Here is a 17,552-nt window from a genome sequence, read left to right on the forward strand (position 1 = left end):
GCCCTCACCGTCAAACACGACGATCGGCTGGAAGCCGAACTCGTCGTAGAACGCATTGAACAGGCGCAGCTGCTGGTGGCCATGCACCGCGTCAAAGGTATCGTCGATGTCGAGCACGATTCGGCTTGGGGGGCGCGCAAAGGACTGACAGTAGAACCGGATCATCTCGCGGCCCATGCGGATAAGGGCGCGGGTGTCGGGCAGGTTTTCCATGCGCGAGATCGTCGGCTGCGAACACAAGGCCAGCCCTGTTTCCGGGCCACGCTCCAGCGCGATCCTGAAGCTGGGATCGTACCGCAGGGCGGTCGCGTCATTGCCGTCTTCATATCCCGCCGCGATCATCATGATCCGGAACCGGATGATGTCGCACAGGCTATGCTGAACTTTCGCCGGGTCACGCGGATCGTGCAGGCAATCTGCGAGCCGCTGCGCCAGACCCGCCCTGCGCTCAATCTCGCGCAGCAGGGTCAGTCCGGCGTCGGAGCTCATGTCGGCGCCGTCAAACCCGAGCAGGACCGGCTTACCGTTAAGGGGTGACAGGCGGGGCGTGGAGCACGTAGACTGGGTCATGGCGGAGGTCGTCCTGCTGAAATCTGAATCTTTGGCTTCGATAACCAAGAAATACAGAGTTTCAGACGGTTACGCCACCTCCGCCGCCTTCTCGTGAATTATCCGGGTTAGGAAGCAGAGACTGCACCTCGTTCTCTTTTACGCATCAAGCAACGCGCCGCCTCGCGCATTTACATGTCAGCAAAAAGGGGAGTTTCTTTTCCAGCACCTCACAAACGAGTAGGACGACCGGGCTTTCATGAAGACGCTCCTACCCATTTGTGGGCGAGATACTTTTCCCCTTCGACAAGAATCAGAAGCGACACACCGGCCCCGATAATAGCCAAACCCTCGATCAAGCCCAACGGACGGCTCCCAAACACCAGGTTGGCGAACGGCAAATAGGTGAAAGCGACCTGAGCGAGGATCGTGATGCCGACACCGATCAAAACTGCCCGGGTGCCGACGATCCCCTGCCATGTGAAGGCGGTGCCGTGGGTGTAGCGGACGCTGAACAGGTAGAAGATTTCCATGACGACCAGCGTGTTCACGACGATAGTCCGGGCGACTTCCTCCGGAAGTCCTCGGCCGATCGCCCAACCGTAGATCGTGAAGATACCGGAAACCATGAGGACGGACACAAAAAGGACCCGCCACAAAAGCCGACCCGCCAGAAGCTTTTGCGCCGCCGGGCGTGGCGGTCGCTCCATTGCACGTTCTTCGGTGGGCTCAAAAGCCAAGGTCAGTCCTAAGGCCACGGCGGTTATCATGTTGATCCACAGGATCTGCAGCGGCGTCACCGGCAGCGCCACCCCAAGCAGCACGGCAAGGATGATAGTCAGTGACTCGCCTCCATTCGTCGGCAAGGTCCAAGTGATGACCTTAAGGATGTTATCGTAGACCGTCCGCCCCTCGCGCACGGCAGCCGCGATCGAGGCGAAGTTATCATCGGCAAGCACCAAGTCCGAGGCTTCACGGGCGGCTTGCGACCCCTTTTGCCCCATCGCTATGCCTGCATCGGCGCGCTTCAGTGCGGGAGCGTCATTCACGCCATCACCGGTCATCGCGACGGTGGCACCACGGCTCTGCAACGCCGTGACCAGCCGCAGTTTGTGTTCTGGGCTCGTGCGGGCAAAGACGCCGGTCGCCTCTGCCGCGTCACGCAGCGCTTCGTCTTCGAACTTGTCGATGTCCGCACCGGTCAGCACCGCATCGGTGTTTTCGATGCCGATCTGTCGGCCGATCGCAGCGGCGGTGCCTTTGTGGTCCCCGGTGATCATCTTCACGCGTATACCGGCGGCGTGGCATTCCGCGACCGCATCGATGGCCTCGGCGCGAGGCGGATCGATCAGGCCCGCAAGGCCCAGCAGCGTGAGCCCATCCTCGACATCCTCATGCGACAGCCGATCGCCCGCATGCTCCTTCCGGGCCAAAGCCAAAACGCGCTGGCCGTTGCTGGCAACTCTCTCGGCCTGTTCCTGCCACCAATTGCGGTCGATGGGCCGGGCGCCCTCCGGCGTCATCTGGCTGTCGCAACGCTCCAGCACCGCCTCCGGTGCGCCCTTCAGCAGGATCAGCTGACCGTCCTCCGTGTCGTGCAGCACCGCCATGTAGCGATAGCGCGCGTCGAACGGAATCGTGTCTCGCGCCGACGGACGGTCGCGCCATGGCTGACCCAGCTTGCCTGCAAGCGCCAGCAGCGCGCCCTCCATCGGATCGCCTTCCACATGCCAGCCTTCGGATGCGGCCGCCTCCTCTCCGTCTTCCTCATCGTCATGATCTGCGCCGGTTCTGAGCGCTGCGCCGTTGCAAAGCCCCGAGACCAGCCCAACCCCAGCCAGCACCGGCCCCGCCTCGACCTCCGCGTCCTCGCGCATGACGCGGCCTTCCGGCGCGTAGCCGTCGCCGGTAATCCGGTGCTCCCCATCCGCCGTCACAACCGTTTCAACAACCATCTCGTTGCGGGTGAGCGTACCGGTCTTGTCGGTGCAGATCACCGATACGGAGCCGATCGTCTCGATCGCGGGCAGGCGGCGTATGATCGCATTCCGGTTGGCCATCGCCTGCACACCGATGGCCAACGTCACGGTCAGAACGGCGGGCAGCCCCTCGGGGATTGCGGCGACAAAGAGCCCCACGACGATCATGAAGGATTCGTCGAACGCCATCCCCCGCACAAGCGTCGTAAATGCAAGAAGTGCCGCCGATAGCAGCAGAATCGCACTGGTGAGATATTTGGCGAACTCGCCGATCTGGCGGATCAGAGGCGTGGTCAGCGTTTCGACCCCCGCCACGAGGCCGCTGATCCGCCCGATCTCCGTTTCCCCACCGGTCGCGGTCACAACGCCCGTGGCCGACCCCTCGGACACCATCGTGCCGCTGAACGCCATCGATGCGCGGTCACCAAGCGCAGCATCGGGTTCAACCGGCTCCGTACCCTTCTGTACCGGCACCGACTCACCGGTCAGGATGGCCTCCTCGATCGTCATGCCCGCGGTTTCGATCAATCGCAGATCAGCGGGCACCTTGTCGCCCGCATCCAGCAGGACGATGTCGCCGGGCACCAGATCCGCCGCGGGCACCGTCTGCCGCTCCCCGTCACGCAACACGGCGGCATTGGGAGCGAGCATGTCGCGAAGCGCCGCCAACGCCGATTCCGCACGCCCCTCCTGCACGAAGCCGATCACGGCGTTGATGACGACCACAGCGAGGATGACGAAGGTGTCGATCCAGTGGCCAAGAACGGCCGTGATCCCGGCCGCCGCGATCAGGACCAGAATGAGCAGGTTGTTGAATTGCCGTGCGAACCGCACCAGAGGCGACGGACGCGGCGCCTCCGGAAGGCTGTTCGTCCCATGCGTTTCACGGCGATGCCGGACCTCCTCGTGGGTCAGCCCCTTACGGCGCGTGTCCAGACCGTCCAGAACCGCCTCGACGGGCTCCGACCAGCCGCGCTTGATGTCCGTCATGCGATCTCCGCTCTGCCGCTACTGCGAGGTATAGCCGCCATCGACGAGATGGTAGCTCCCGGTGATGAAGCTTGCCCGGTCCGAGAGCAGAAAGCACGTCAGGGCCGACACCTCTTCGGAGGAGCCGATCCGGCCCATCGGATGCATGCCCGCCAACCCGTCCAACATCTCCTGATCGAGATTCTTCGACAGAAGCGGCGTATTGATGAACCCCGGCCCGACCGAATTGATGCGGATCCCTTTCGCCGCGTATTCCATCGCCGCCGTCTTGGTCAGGCCCAGCACCCCATGCTTGGCCGCGACATAGGCAGAGGCGTTCTGGAAGCCGACACTGCCGAGGATCGACGACATGTTGACGATGGCGCCGCCCCCGGTCTCGAGCATCGCAGGGATCTGGTAGCGCATCCCGTAGAAGACGCCGTTCAGATTGACGTCGATGACCTTTCGCCAACTCTCCAACGGATATTCACCTGCAAGCTCGCTGGCGCCGCCGATACCGGCATTGTTCACCGCCAGATGCAGCCCCCCGCCCTTCTCCTGCGCGAACTCGACCAGCCGACGCGACGCGTCCGCATCCGAGACATCCGCCGCGCAGACATCCGCCGTACCGCCGCTCGCGCGGATGCGGTCAGCGACCTCTGCGGCCTCGCCATCGTTCAGATCGCTCACGATCACATGAGCCCCACGCGCCGCCAACTCCTCGGCGACGACCGCGCCGATGCCGGATGCCGCGCCGGTGACGATCGCCGTCTTACCTGAGAAATCCTGTTCCGGCATGATCTTCTCCCATCTGGTTGTTTGGTCGCAGCGCGGCGTGCTTATCGAGGGTAGTGCCAATGCGGCCGATGTCAGCAAAAGGCGGGCCGGCTTCGCCAAGAAGATTGACCTTTTTTAAAGGCTGATCGCTCGACCACAACGGCAACTCTGCTGCCCGCTTTGGAAAACCGACGGGCCGCTGAAGCGGTAGCGAAATGCCAGTCCTTGGTGTCAGATGAGACACCGGCGATATCTGTCGCTACAACCGAAAACGCCGCTCCCGGTCCGCCTCAGAACTATTCCGGCCAGTGGCTCCCGGAGACGACGCGCTGCAGCCCGTCAGGTTTCGCGACCGGTGAGATTGCTGACCGCTTCGGCGGTTCGCCTGAACGGGCCTCGATCGCGCCAGCTTCCGGGGGTCAAAGGCTCACATTTCTCACGATCGGCATCGAAAACCTCGTCCATACGCGCGGTAAAGCCACCGTCGAGCACGTTGAGGCAAACCTCGTTGTCCTTGAAGATGGAGCGCTCGTTGAAATTCGCGGATCCCACGCTCGCAAGTTCGCCGTCAATCGTGATGGTCTTCGAATGCAGCATCGTCGGCTGGTAACGCCACATCCGGACACCGGCATCGAGCAGGGTCCCGATCGCATCGGACCCGGAATATTCGGCAACGCGCTTATCGATGTAGGGCCCCGGGATCATGATCTCGATCTCTACGCCACGCTTCCTCGCGGCGAGGAGGCACTCGGTCTGGATCGGTCCGGGCGTAAAGTACGGCGTCTGGATCCGCATCCGCTCCTCGGCGATGATCGACAGCGTATCCTGAAGCCGCGCCGTCGCGTTCCAGCCGACCGCAGCCTGCGAAAGCAGCACCTGCGTCGTCATGCTGCCGTCGCCGTGCAGGTCCTCCAGTTCGCTGAGCGCGTCGGCGAGCGTGTTGTTCGCCTCCATCCAGTCGCCGTAGAAGGCGGCGCGAAGCCCCCGAACCGCCGGCCCCTGAACCTGAAAGTGGTTATCGCGCCAGTTTTCCGGATTTTCGGCATTCCCCTCCCACTCGGCCGCGATACCGACGCCACCGGTGAACGCGACCTTGCCGTCGCAGACAAGGATCTTGCGGTGCGTGCGGTTGTCGGTCTGCCAGGCGCGCCAACGCGGCAGCGGACGAAACCAGGCGATCCGGCAGCCGGCTGCTTCCATCCGCTCGACATAGTCCTTCCGCATCGGCCGCGCTCCGAGACCGTCGAGCAGGACCATGACCTCGACACCGGCACGTGCGCGCTCCGAAAGCGCCTCGACCATCTCCTTTGCAATGTCGCCGGTCCAGTAGATGTACGTCAGAAACTCGATCCGCCGCTTGGACTCGCGGATGGCCTTCAGCATCGCCGGGAAGATCTCGACGCCGTTCTGCAGCAGGTCGACTTGATTACCATCGGTGAAGGCCGGCCCGAGCGTGGTCTCGAGCAGCCGGCGTATGCGGTCGTGACGCGGCTCGCCATTGCTCTCCAGAAGGTTTTGCGCAGTCGCCATCATCGTACCATGGTCCCTTGTTCTCCGCGCTCAAACGTCCAAGCGCGTACCTTTTACACCAGAAGATGCCGCGTCGCACCACCCCGGCGCCGATGCGACGCGCGGCACCCCGGTCAGGCCGACAGGGGACGTCCCGGCTTCAACCGCTACTGGCGTCGCTCAGCTTCCGGGCGGAGTTGATGAGGGAAATGTGAGAGAGCGCCTGCGGGAAATTCCCGAGTTGTTGGCGCCTGACCGGATCATACTCCTCCGACATCAGGCCGAGATCGTTCGATGCGGACAATGCCCGCTCGAACATCTCATGCGCTTCGTCGAGCCGGCCGAGCCCGACCAGAGCGTCCGAAAGCCAGAACGAGCAGGCGAGGAACGCCCTCTCGCCCGACGGCAGGCCATCCCGGGTCTGCGCCGTGTCGTAGCGGTGAACGAACCCGTCCCGCATCAACTCCCGCTGAACGGCATCGACGGTCCCGGCGACGCGCGGATCGTCCGGCGGCAGAAAGCCGACCTCGGGGATCTTGAGCAGCGCCGCGTCGAGGCTGGTCGCGCCGTAATGCTGCACAAACGCATTGCGCCGCGCGTCGAAGGCATTCTCGCAAACCTCGGCGCGAATGGTCTCTGCCGTTCTGCGCCAATCGGTGCCCGCATCCGGCAAGTCTTCCACGTCGGCAAGGCTCTGGGCCGCATCGAAGGCGGCCCAGGCCATCACCTTCGAATGGGTGAAGTGCTGCTTTTGACCCCGAACCTCCCAAAGCCCTTCGTCCGGCAAATGCCACCGATCCGTCAGCGCGCCGAGGAGAGCCCTTTGAAGCTCGACAGCCTCCTGCGTCGGTTCGATCTCGAAGCGCCCGTAAAGGCGCAGGGTGCGCATCATCTCACCGTAGACGTCGAGTTGCCGCTGCCGGTGCGCCGCATTTCCGATGCGCACCGGCGCGCTGTTCTCGTAGCCGGGTAGCCAGTCCAGTTCATGCTCCCAAAGAAGCCGCTCGCCAGCCAATCCATAGAGGTTCTGCAGCTTTCGCGGATTGCCGGCCAATGCCCGGAGCAGCCAATCCCGCCACCCGCACGCCTCCTCGGTATATCCGCAATGCAGGAAAGCGGCGAGCGTCCAGCTTGCGTCGCGGGTCCAGCAGAGCCGGTAGTCCCAGTTCCGCGATCCACCGATCTCCTCCGGCAACGATGCCGTCGCCGCGGCCACGACGCCCCCCGTCTTGCGGTAGGTAAGCGCCTTCATCGTCAGGAGCGATCGCATCACCTCGCCGCCCCATTTCTGCGGAAGACGCGCCTTCTCCGACCAGCGCTGCCAATAGCCCAACGTGGCCTCGAGCGCCTCCTGCGGTTGCGACAGGCTCACCTCCCCCGTCCCCGGATCGAACCAGCTCAGCGTCGTCTCCACCCGCTCGCCCGCCTTCAGCGTGATCTGCGCCGAAAGCTCGCCCTCACGCTCCCTCAGCGGCAGGAGCGTCTGAAGGACGAGACCATTTGGCCCCGCGACGGCCTTGGCCCCATAGCTGGTCCGGGTGATCCACGCATCGGTCGAGCCATAGTCGAAGACGGGACGCAGGACCATCTCGACCTGCATCTCACCATCGAGAGCTTCCGCGATGCGAACGATCGACGGCGTCGACTCCCCCGACGACACCGGCATGAAATCCGTCACCCGAAGACGGCCGCCCGGAACGGTCCAGTCGGTCTGAAGAACCATCGTGTTCTCGACGTATCGACGCTCGACGACAGGCCGCTCCGCATCGGCCCCCTTCGCTCCGATTTTCCAGAAGCCATGTTCCTCGCGCCCCAGAAGGGAGGCGAAGCAGGCGCCCGAGTCGAAGCGGGGCGCACAGAACCAGTCGATGGAGCCACGCCTCGACACAAGAGCGGATGTCCGCATGTCGCCGATCAGCCCGTATTCGGAAATCTCTGCGGGCATCGGCGGCTACCGCGATGTGGTCGGGAAGCCGCTCAGCGTCAGCACCTCCCCCGTCATGAAGCGGCTGTCGGTCGAGGCCAGAAACACGAAGGCCGGCGCAAGTTCTGCAGGCTGTGCCGGACGCTTCCAGTAGGTGTTGGCGCCGAACTTGCCGACGAACTCCTCGTCACGCGTCGCGGCGATCAGCGGCGTCCAGACCGGCCCGGGGGCGACGGCGTTCGCGCGGATGCCACGCTCGGCGAAGGAGTCGGCCAGACTGCTGGTGAAGTTCAGGATCGCCGCCTTGGTGGCCGCATAGTCGATCAGGTGGTAATAGGGCATCATCGCGACGACGGAGGTCGTGTTGATGACGACATCTCCCTCGCCGAGATGCTTCGCCGCCTCCTGCGCCGTCCAGAAGTAGCCGTAGAAGTTCGTCTGGAACGTGTTCATCAGCCGCTCTGCCGGGATGTCTTCAAACTTCGTCGACTCGATGTGAAACGCGGCGTTGTTGACGAGGATGTTGAGCCCGCCGAGCCCTTCCACGGCCTCGCGCACCATGCGCCGGCATTCTCCTTCCTCACGGACGTCGGCGCTGATCTTCAGCCCCTTCTGACCGGCCTTCTCGATCCAGGACAACGTCTCGTCGGCATCGGCATGTTCGTCGAAATAGCCGATCGCGACATCCGCCCCCTCGCGGGCGAAGGCGATTGCCGTGGCGCGGCCGATCCCGCTGTCGCCGCCGGTGATCAGCGCCTTGAGACCCACAAGCTTGCCGCCGCCCTCATAGGATTCCTCGCCGTGGTCGGCCTGAGGATGCAGCTTGCGGTCCTGCCCCGGCCATTCCTGGCTCTGCTCCGGCGGCCCGCCCTCCATATCGTTTCGCGCAATCATGGGATTGCGGTGCATGTTCAGTCCGTGATGGCGCTTCGTTTCATCGGTCATTCTCGTCACTCCTTCCAGAGGTTGAGGTTGTTTCGTCGGTCTCGCCGCCGTTCTGCGTATCGCCTGATCCCACTGCGCCGTTGGTGCTGTCCCCGCCACTGTCGCTTCCGATGAGTTGGAAGCCGAGCAGGTCGGCGAAATACACGACCGCAAACGCCGCGAAGAAGAGCCCGGCGCAGATGGCCAACACGAACACGGTGCGAGACGGCCGCAGATCCGCCGGCAGCGTGCGGCGATTGAGATAGAGCGTCAGGAAGACGATTACCGGCGTATGTGCCGCGGCGACGATCCCGGCGACCGACAGGATGTCCACCGGCCGCTGCACGATGAAGAACAGGATCAGCGGCAGGATTGCCGTGGCGATCAGGGCATAGGCGTTCTTCAGCCGTTCGCGGTCCCCGAGGATACCTGCCACCCAACCCCCGTTCGCGGGTCGCCGTTCCGCCGGCCACAGGAGCATGGTCGCATCCGCAAAGGTGCGGCCCCATCCGTCCTGATCGGCAAGCACGGTTCCGGCCAGCGCAATCATGATCCCGCCCAACAGGATCCAGCGGCCGACGGCGCCCCACACGTCGCCCAGCAGGCGCGCCAGATCCTCGGCCACCTGAATACCTTCCGGGACGATGTCTTCGGGCCCGAGCACCTCGGCTCCGAGGATCAGGAACGAGACGATGATCGTGGCGCCGCAGGCAACGCCGAGGCCCGCGGCCCGCGCCATCAACCTGTCCCAGGCGGCGATGCGCGCCTTGCGGTCCTCCAGCGACAGACGCTCCCCGTTCTGCCCCTCCGCCTCGGAGGTGACCGCCCCGCCGTAACCCCGCTCCGCAACCCAGTATGAGAACCACATGATCCCGGCCGCACCGGCAAGGATGAAACCGACCCAAGGCAGAACGAAGTAGACGTCGAACTCCTCGGGCACGCCCGGAACGACACCCTGCGCGAGCGTTCCGGGCGAGGGAAATACGATGACTGCGCTGATGACGGCGGTGGCGATCAGCAGGCCGCCGAGGATCGAGCAGACCTTCTCGATGCCCTTGTACTGCCCCGAGATGACCAGCACGATCGATGCCAGGATCAGCCCGGTCGCATAGATCGTCTGCCCTCCCGGAAAGGCGATCATCATCGCGCTTCCCGCCAGGGCCGCGATCCCTGCAATGGTGACGACCGCCGCCACGAATTGCGGCACGAAGATCAACCAGACGGCCCATCCCCGCGGGCCGGGAAGACGATTGAAGCCGTCAAGAAGCGTCCGCCCGGTCGCGACGGTGTAGCGTCCGGCCTCGCGGATCATGACCCACTGGAACACGATGACGACAAGCGCCACCCACAGCAACTCGTACCCGTATTGCGACCCCACGCGCGGCGTGAACAGGACCGACCCCGACCCGACGGAGGAGAGCATCCACAGCAGCGCCGGGCCGTACCACTTGAGACGGGACATCCCGCGCGGCGGCTCGGGGACATGATCGCGCAGCATTTCGCCTGTCTTTTGGCTCACGAGGCAAACACTCCGACGATGACGTCGCGCCGAGCATTCGCCGACCGCACGCCCAAGCCATTGCGACAGGCCGCTGGCCGCATTCCAAGCCTAGTCTCGGCATCTCGAAAGAACATTTTCGACACCTCCTCGCGATCTTGCGTGTCGTAGGCAGGGGCTCACCTGGTTTGGCGATTGAGGCCGATCCACGCGACGGCGGGCGCGCGCGCTCAGCATACTGTCGGCCGTCGGGGCGCCTTGCGTCCTAAACGGCATCGGCACCGTGATGTTCCGATGTAATTCGCGGCCGCGCCTGAGCGTGTGGCGCCGGTCGAAAGGGGAAGCTTGCCACCCGACCTCAAGGCTTATGGAACTTGGGTAAAACCAAGCCGTTCAGTTTCCGTCATGTGCTGACGAAGGGACCGCCCCATGAATGCCGTCTGTTTTTCTTGCTGCTTCTCGGCCCGTCCCACGCCGCCGGGTTAAGCCGGACCAACACCCGCAAGCCCCCAGAGCCGGGGCGGAAGAAATTGCTTGGCCACTTGGGCGGCCGCCATTCGGTCGCTCCGAACCTTGACCGCCCCCGCATTCGGCAAACGGTCCTCGGCCAACCCACTAGACACAGGAGGCGTTACCGAATGGCAGGCTATGTAGGACGCGCCGCGAACCGCCAGTCGATGATCGCGATCGCGATCATGCTCGCGATCCTCCTTTGGGCATTCCTCGGCCAGGAGAACTTCCGGACGGTCGTCCAAACGGTGCGGAGCGCAAGCCGCCCGGTTCTGGAATGGTACTTCGTCGGCATCATCTGCTTTTTCTTCGGCGCGATGCTGTGGCTCGGAGTCAGCCGCTACTACAGGGTGCGCCTCGGTGCGGATGACGAGGAGCCGGAATACACACTCGCCGCTTGGCTCTCGATGCTGTTTGCGGCAGGCACCGGCGTCGGCCTCCTGTTCTGGAGTATCGCGGAGCCGCTGGAACATTTCGACAGCAACCCGTTTCAGGCCGGCGAGCTTCAGAATCCCGCCGCCCTCGCTCTCAGGCTCACGTTCTTTCACTGGGGCCTGTCCGGCTGGGCGATCTTTGCGCTCATCGGGCTGTGCCTTGCCTATTTCTCGTTCCGCCGGAATCGACCGCTGACCCTCCGGTCCGCATTGGAGCCCGTGATTGGCAGGCACAGCGACGGGATCATCGGCCGCGGCTTCGATGTCGTGGCGGTCATCGCCACCGTCTTCGGCGTCACCACCACGCTGGGCCTTGGTGCGCGACAGGTGGGCACGGGGCTGAATGAAGTCTTCGGCCTGCCCGGCTCGACCTGGGTCCAGTTGGCGACGATCGCGGTGATCATCGCCGTGGCCACGACATCCGTCGCGCTCGGGCTGCAGCGCGGGATCCGACGCTTGAGCGAATTCAACGTGGTCCTCGCCGGGCTGCTTCTCCTCTTCTTCTTCGTCTACGGCCCGACAAACCACCTCATCTCCATGACGCTGGAGGTCAGCGGTGCCTATCTGCAAAAGCTGCCGGCGCAGAGTCTCTTCACCGGCGCGACGGGCGGCGCGGACTGGTTGAACGAATGGACGATCTTCTACTGGGGCTGGTGGATCGCGTGGGCGCCGTTCGTCGGCATGTTCATCGCGCGCATCAGTCGCGGCCGGACCATCGGAGAGTTCCTGCTGGGGGTCTTCCTGTTCCCCTCCGTCTTCACATTCATCTGGATCGGCATCCTCGGAGGCAGCGCGCTGCACCTGCAGGGCGAAGGCGTGACCGATCTGATTTCGGTGGTGCAGGAGGACGAGGCCCGCGCGCTCTTCGTCACGATCCGCGAATTGGGCGCGCCGTCGACCCTGACGACTCTGGTAAGCGGGATGGCGATCCTGCTGATCGCGATCTTCTTCGCCACCTCCGCTGATTCCGGAACCCTCGTCATCAACACGATCCTCTCCGACGGCAGCACGACCCCTCCCGCCTGGCGTCGGATCTCCTGGAGCATCGGGATCGGCCTGCTGACTGCCGCGCTGATCCTCGCGGGAGGGATCGAGATCCTGCAGCAGACCGTCGTCTTGGCCGCAGTTCCGTTCTCCGTCGTCTTGGCTGCCATGACAATCGGCCTGTTTCGTGCGCTGATGAGTGAAGAGCAGGATCCCCGCAAAGGCCGCAAAGGCCGCCGTCCGCGCCAGCCTTGGGCCGGCACCGATGAGCCGGATTAGGGACAGTTCCGGGCGAAGGACTGGCGCACCAATTGCCGAGGCCCTGCCGCAAGACCGTGAAGCTCTCCGCCCGTACTGTGATGTTTCCAGACGGATCGACTTGTTAGGAAACAGCCACTTCCACGGCTCCGCGCGCCAGACGTCCTTGAGCGGCCTGCCGATGGGATCGATCCGCGGGAGATGCGCAATCAGGGGCGAAACCGACGCGATTTCCCGCAGGTCCACGTTCGACCTTGCTGCAGGAACTGGATTGCTCGCCCCCGAAGCGCTATTGCTCCCTTGGTCACACGCTTGTTACCAGCGCATTATCCAAGACAGGGAGACAACATCATGCTTAAAACCATATTCACGCTTGTTGCGGCGGCCGGTATTTCCGCCGCGGCGAGCGTTTCCGCCCAGCAGCCGCAATTTTTCCGCATCGGCACGGGCGGTACGTCCGGCACCTATTACCCGATCGGCGGCCTGATCGCGAACGCCATCTCCAACCCGCCCGGATCGCGCCCCTGCGAGGAAGGCGGCTCCTGCGGCGTGCCCGGCCTGATCGCGACGGCCCTTTCGGCCAACGGTTCGGTTGCCAACGTGAACGCCATCGCCGGCGGGTCGCTCGAGTCCGGCTTCGCGCAATCTGATGTCGCCACCTGGGCACAGACCGGCACCGGCATCTGGGAGGACCGCGAGGCGGTCGAGAGCCTGCGCGCCATCGCCAACCTCTACCCCGAGACGATCCACCTCGTTGCCTCTGCCGATAGCGGCATCGAAAGCGTGGGCGATCTGGAAGGAAAGCGCGTTTCGCTCGACGAGCCGGGTTCCGGCACGCTGGTCGACGCACGGATCATCCTCGAGGCCTACGGCCTTAGCGAGGACGAGATCGTGGCGTCTTACCTCAAGCCCGATCAGGCTGCGGAACGCATGCGCGACGGCGCAATGGACGCCTTCTTCTTCGTGGGCGGCTTCCCGGCCGGCGCCATTGCCGAACTCGCCAGCCAGGATGACATCACCCTCGTCCCGATCTCGGGCGAAGAAGCGCAGGGCATCGCCGAGGAATACACGTTCTTCGCCGAGAACACCGTTCCGGGCGGCACCTACGAAGGCGTGGACGCGGACACGACCACCCTGTCCGTCGGCGCCCAATGGATCACATCGGCCGAGCAGCCCGAGGAGCTGATCTACCAGATCACCGAAGCGCTGTGGAACGAGAACACGCGTTCGCTGCTCGATGCGGGCCACCAGAAGGGCGGGCAGATCACCCCCGACACCGCGCTCGACGGCGTCGGCATCCCGCTTCACCCGGGTGCTGAGCGGTTCTACCGCGAGCAGGGCCTGCTTTCCGAGTGAGATCGACCGGCCGGTTCCTTCGGGGGCCGGCCTTCAACTAAAGGGGGGACGGGCATGGCAGCGCAAAGGACCGAGAGCGAAGAGGCCGAACGCGCCGAAGCGCTGACCGAAGCGGAGATGAAGGCGCTCGAGGAGCGTTATGACCCGGAGGTTCGTTTCCGACCGCTGACGCCCCCCCTTCACTGGCTGGCGGCAATCGCGCTCTTCGTGCTGTCCTGCTACCACTTCTACACGGCCGGCTACGGCATTCCGCAGGCCACGACCCATCGCGGAACACACCTGGCCTTCACCCTCGGGCTGATCTTTCTGTCTTTCCTGGCCTTCGGCCGCGCCGACGAGCCGCGCAGCGGCATCTTGCGGCCGCTTGGCCTGCCCTGGTTCGACTGGATCTTCGCCATCGGCGGCGTCGTGTCGGCACTTTATGTGCCATGGATCTTCGCGGACCTCGCCTTCCGGGTGGGGGATCCGCTGCCGATCGACGTCCTCATGGGCACCATCCTGATCGTCGTCCTGCTCGAGGCGACGCGTCGCGCGATGGGCTGGCCGCTCCCGGTCATCGCGCTGCTCTTCATCGCCTACGCCTATTTCGGCCAATCGATGCCCGGCGTGTTCACCCATCCGGGCGCCAGCTGGAACAACATCGTCAACCACCTCTACCTGACGAGCCAAGGCATCTACGGCACCGCCCTCGGCGTCATCTCCACCTATGTCTTCCACTTCGTTCTGTTCGGCGTGCTGGCGACGCGGATCGGGCTGGGTCAGCTCTTCATCGACCTGGCCTCCTCGCTCGCGGGTCGTTTCGCGGGCGGACCGGCGAAGGTGTCGGTCCTGTCCTCGGCGATGCTCGGCTCCATCTCCGGCTCGTCGATTGCCAACACGGTTACGACCGGCTCGCTGACCATCCCGGCCATGGTCCGGATCGGGTATCCGCGCCATTTCGCCGCCGCGGTCGAGGCGGCAAGCTCCACCGGCGGTCAGATCACGCCCCCCGTGATGGGGGCCGTGGCCTTCCTGATGATCGAATATCTGGGTGTGCCCCTGACGACGATCCTGACGGCGGCGCTCGTGCCCGCGTTCATGCACTTCTTCGGCGTCCTCGTGCAGGTCCACCTCGAGGCACGCGCCCGAGGCCTTCGCGGCCTGACGAAGGAGGAACTGCCCGTCGCGTGGTCCGTCTTCAAAGCCGGATGGCTGACCACGCTGCCCCTCTTCGTGCTGGTGGCGATCCTGCTGTCGGGCAGGACGCCCTACCTCGCGGCCTTCTGGGGGATCGCTTCGTGCCTGCTGGTGCTCGTCATCCAGAACCTGATCCGCCACGACCTGAAGACCGCAGCCCGCGAAAGTGTGCGCGAAACGTGGGACGGTTTCGTCGTGGGCGCGAAATACTCGCTCTCCGTCACGGCCGCCGCGGCATTGGTCGGCATCGTCATCGGCGTCGTCACCCTCACCGGCGTGGGCTTCAAGATCGCCTATATGGTGACCTCGGTGGCCGCCGGCTGGGCACAGGATCTCTCGGCGTGGTGGGCGTTCCTGCCCTTCGAGATCATGACTGTCGAAAGCCTGACACTGCTCTTCACCCTCATCATGACGGCGGTGGTCTGCGTCCTGATGGGCTGCGGCATTCCGACGACGGCCAATTACCTCATCATGATCGCGGTCGCCGCGCCCATCCTGAGCCTTCTGGGCGTGCAGCCGCTGGTGGCGCACTTCTTCGTGTTCTACTATGGCGTCCTCGCCGATATCACGCCGCCTGTCGCGCTCGCCGCCTATGCCGCGGCAGGCATTGCCGACGCCAACGCTTTCAAGGCGGGAAACACGGCCTTCAGACTGGGCATGGGCAAGGCGCTCGTTCCGTTCGTGTTCGCCTTCTCGCCGTCGTTGCTGATCGTCGTCGATGGCTTCACCTGGTCGGAGTTTTTCCTCGCGACCGGCGGCGCCATGCTGGGCATCTGGGCCTTATCGGCGGCGTTCGCGAACTGGCTGATTGCGCCGCTGAAGGGATATGAGCGGGTTCTGCTCGTCCTTGCCGCAGTGCTCCTCGTCGCGCCGGATTGGACGGCGACGGTGATTGGCTTGGTGCTCATCGCACCTCCGTTGATCCGACAAGTGTTGATGGGAAAGACAGGCGTGCAAACCTCGTCCTGAACCGCCCCGCGAAGGCCGAACGAGATGCGAGACGCCTCGTTCGGCCAACCACCTCTGGATTACACCCCCCTTTCGGGAAAATGCTTTGCCATACGCTGGCACTCTGCGGTTCATCAGCGTGACGGTGACACAGAGTGCGCTTTAGGCAGTTATCGTGGATCAGCGTGAAGCCAGGGGCTGATCCCCTCCGCCTCATCGATCGCTCAACAAGGCCGAAAATGGCTTTGAATTGAACAACATGTGTAACCGCCCCATGCGCAAGAGGTAATTTCAGAGCTGGCTTCAGCGCGTCACCGGGTGCTGACATGTGTCCGGCCTCAAGATGCGGCTTCATGCATGCCGCGGGCCCGTATGGTGTTCGAAGGTCGGGTCCAGATCAACGCCGCGTGCTCGATGGCACTCTGTTGCACACTGGTTCTCCCGATCCCGTCTCACGACTGTTGCGCCAAACTGCTCCTTGCCCTCTTCCGCTCCGACGTCCTCGCGATCGACGGTCGGCTTATGCCGCCGCGACCGGGGACTGATAGACACCGCCCCTAGCCATCAGGGCCCAGACGATGCGCGCACTCGCCATTGTGCTCGAACCAATGGCGCACAAAGGCTCGTTGTTTGCCAGTGCCACGCGCACCAGCATCGGCGGCTTGCGCGACAGCATGCCGCCCAGCCACGTGCCGGGCTTGGCCGAAGCGTGGGTATGCCGTTTGATAATGACGCTGTTGGCGCCGATGATCAGCAGGCGTCGCAGGGACCGCTCGCCCATCTTCGTCGTGGCTCCGAGCCGCTGCTTGCCGCCGGTCGAGTGCTGCCGGGGCACGAGGCCCAGCCAGGCTGCAAAATCGCGCGCTCGGCGGAACGTGTCAGGCGGCGGGGCCAAAGTTGCGAGGGCTGTCGCAATCAGCGGACCGATACCCGGCACCGTCATCAGACGCCGAGCCACTTCGTTCTCTTTGGCGCGTCGGGTGATCTCGGCATCAAGCTTGGTGATCTCTTCCTCCAACTGCGTCAGTGCCGCGACCAGAACCTTGAGGGTGGGGATGGCATCGGCAGGTAGAGTGCATTCCGGATCTTCGACGAGTGCAATCAGCTTCGATGCGTTCGCTGCCCCCTGCGGCACGATCTCCCCGAACTCGGCCAGATGACCGCGCAGCGCATTTATGGCCTGCGTCCGCTGCCAGATCAGAAGCTCGCGCACGCGGAACACCATGGCCGCGCCCTGGGTCTCTTCGCTCTTCACCGGAACGAAGCGCATCGTCGGCCGCAATGCCGCCTCGCAGATCGCTTCGGCATCGTTCGTCGGCTTACGCGGCGCCACCGGCGCCACGGTCCCCCTCACCATCATTCTTCTGCCGCTTCACGAACGGCTTGACGTAGGCGGGTGGGATCAGCCGAACGTCATGGCCCAGCTTGCCGATCTCACGACCCCAGAAATGAGCGCCGCCGCAGGCTTCCATCGCCACGACACAGCCCGGGAGCTGGCCGAAAAACTCCAGCACCTGAGCTCGACTTTGTACGTTTTCACTCACGTCCAGGTCCAGAAAATGGCCTCGTTCGCTATGAACTCGAGCGCGTCGTCGAGAGGCATGACGACGCCACCCATGTCATCGATATCCTCCCATTTGCGCCGGTGTGACCAGTATCCGAGCCGAACCTCGTCTCCGTTGCCGGTCGGCTTCAGGCGGGCAATCGGCGCCTCCGTCTCCAGCAGGTAGAGATGGCAAGAGCCCTTGTTCTTGTAG

11 protein-coding genes and 1 pseudogene are annotated in these 17,552 nt (G+C 64.2%); 3 read left to right on the top strand and 9 right to left on the bottom strand.

The genetic code is table 11. From position 1 onward, the window contains the following. The 7 genes from JSE7799_RS06730 to JSE7799_RS06760 form a co-directional block, all read right to left on the bottom strand. Positions 1-570 (bottom strand): transposase (locus JSE7799_RS06730; RefSeq protein ID WP_186201858.1); only part of this gene is annotated, 570 nt, incomplete at its 3' end. Between the two features lie 236 nt (positions 571-806). Continuing rightward, positions 807-3,518 (bottom strand): HAD-IC family P-type ATPase, encoded by a 2,712-nt coding sequence (locus JSE7799_RS06735; RefSeq protein ID WP_055662933.1) that lies wholly within the window; start codon positions 3,516-3,518, stop codon positions 807-809. An 18-nt stretch (positions 3,519-3,536) separates the two neighbouring features. Next, on the bottom strand, positions 3,537-4,295 hold the full coding sequence (locus JSE7799_RS06740) for an SDR family NAD(P)-dependent oxidoreductase (protein WP_055662934.1): 759 nt from the start codon (positions 4,293-4,295) through the stop codon (positions 3,537-3,539). A gap of 318 nt (positions 4,296-4,613) precedes the next feature. Beyond that, a complete protein-coding gene (locus JSE7799_RS06745) occupies positions 4,614-5,804 on the bottom strand; it encodes a phospholipase D-like domain-containing protein (RefSeq protein WP_186201859.1) in 1,191 nt (396 codons plus the stop codon). A 139-nt stretch (positions 5,805-5,943) separates the two neighbouring features. After that, on the bottom strand, positions 5,944-7,728 hold the full coding sequence (locus JSE7799_RS06750; protein WP_055662936.1) for a glycoside hydrolase family 15 protein: 1,785 nt from the start codon (positions 7,726-7,728) through the stop codon (positions 5,944-5,946). A 6-nt stretch (positions 7,729-7,734) separates the two neighbouring features. After that, the gene (locus JSE7799_RS06755) at positions 7,735-8,652 is read right to left on the bottom strand and encodes an SDR family oxidoreductase (RefSeq protein WP_245624822.1); all 918 of its coding nucleotides are present in this window, start codon (positions 8,650-8,652) and stop codon (positions 7,735-7,737) included. Further along, positions 8,642-10,150 carry an Nramp family divalent metal transporter gene (locus tag JSE7799_RS06760; RefSeq protein ID WP_222101718.1) on the bottom strand — a complete coding sequence of 503 codons (1,509 nt, stop codon included), beginning with the start codon at positions 10,148-10,150 and terminating at the stop codon, positions 8,642-8,644. The genes JSE7799_RS06755 and JSE7799_RS06760 overlap by 11 nt, the downstream gene beginning before the upstream one ends. Positions 10,151-10,767: 617 nt before the next feature. Between JSE7799_RS06760 and JSE7799_RS06765 the strand changes: the two genes are divergently transcribed. The 3 genes from JSE7799_RS06765 to JSE7799_RS06775 all read left to right on the top strand — a co-directional run bounded on the left by JSE7799_RS06765 (position 10,768) and on the right by JSE7799_RS06775 (position 15,816). Then, positions 10,768-12,336, top strand: a complete 1,569-nt coding sequence (locus tag JSE7799_RS06765) for a BCCT family transporter (RefSeq protein ID WP_055662937.1) — start codon at positions 10,768-10,770, stop codon at positions 12,334-12,336. A 330-nt stretch (positions 12,337-12,666) separates the two neighbouring features. Further along, positions 12,667-13,671: a TAXI family TRAP transporter solute-binding subunit gene (locus JSE7799_RS06770; RefSeq protein ID WP_055662938.1), complete on the top strand. Its 1,005-nt coding sequence runs from the start codon at positions 12,667-12,669 to the stop codon at positions 13,669-13,671. A gap of 54 nt (positions 13,672-13,725) precedes the next feature. After that, on the top strand, positions 13,726-15,816 hold the full coding sequence (locus JSE7799_RS06775) for a TRAP transporter permease (RefSeq protein WP_055662939.1): 2,091 nt from the start codon (positions 13,726-13,728) through the stop codon (positions 15,814-15,816). Positions 15,817-16,315: 499 nt separating this feature from the next. Here the strand turns inward: JSE7799_RS06775 and JSE7799_RS06780 are convergent. Both JSE7799_RS06780 and JSE7799_RS20960 read right to left on the bottom strand, forming a co-directional pair. After that, a pseudogene (locus JSE7799_RS06780) lies at positions 16,316-17,351 on the bottom strand (IS110 family RNA-guided transposase). Further along, a partial coding sequence (locus JSE7799_RS20960; protein ID WP_055662940.1) for a hypothetical protein occupies positions 17,336-17,552 on the bottom strand: 217 nt, incomplete at its 5' end. The pseudogene JSE7799_RS06780 and the gene JSE7799_RS20960, both read right to left, overlap by 16 nt.

This window comes from Jannaschia seosinensis, from assembly GCF_001408515.1.
In the GTDB taxonomy this organism is placed as follows: domain Bacteria; phylum Pseudomonadota; class Alphaproteobacteria; order Rhodobacterales; family Rhodobacteraceae; genus Jannaschia; species Jannaschia seosinensis.

What these genes read in the sequence shown, in the direction of transcription:
- JSE7799_RS06765 (WP_055662937.1), top strand. Translation starts at nt 10,768, where the DNA reads ATGGCAGGCTATGTAGGACGCGCCGCGAACCGCCAGTCGATGATCGCG.
- JSE7799_RS06770 (WP_055662938.1), top strand. Translation starts at nt 12,667, where the DNA reads ATGCTTAAAACCATATTCACGCTTGTTGCGGCGGCCGGTATTTCCGCC.
- JSE7799_RS06745 (WP_186201859.1), bottom strand. Translation starts at nt 5,804, where the DNA reads ATGGCGACTGCGCAAAACCTTCTGGAGAGCAATGGCGAGCCGCGTCAC.
- JSE7799_RS06735 (WP_055662933.1), bottom strand. Translation starts at nt 3,518, where the DNA reads ATGACGGACATCAAGCGCGGCTGGTCGGAGCCCGTCGAGGCGGTTCTG.
- JSE7799_RS06740 (WP_055662934.1), bottom strand. Translation starts at nt 4,295, where the DNA reads ATGCCGGAACAGGATTTCTCAGGTAAGACGGCGATCGTCACCGGCGCG.
- JSE7799_RS06755 (WP_245624822.1), bottom strand. Translation starts at nt 8,652, where the DNA reads ATGACCGATGAAACGAAGCGCCATCACGGACTGAACATGCACCGCAAT.
- JSE7799_RS06750 (WP_055662936.1), bottom strand. Translation starts at nt 7,728, where the DNA reads ATGCCCGCAGAGATTTCCGAATACGGGCTGATCGGCGACATGCGGACA.
- JSE7799_RS06775 (WP_055662939.1), top strand. Translation starts at nt 13,726, where the DNA reads ATGGCAGCGCAAAGGACCGAGAGCGAAGAGGCCGAACGCGCCGAAGCG.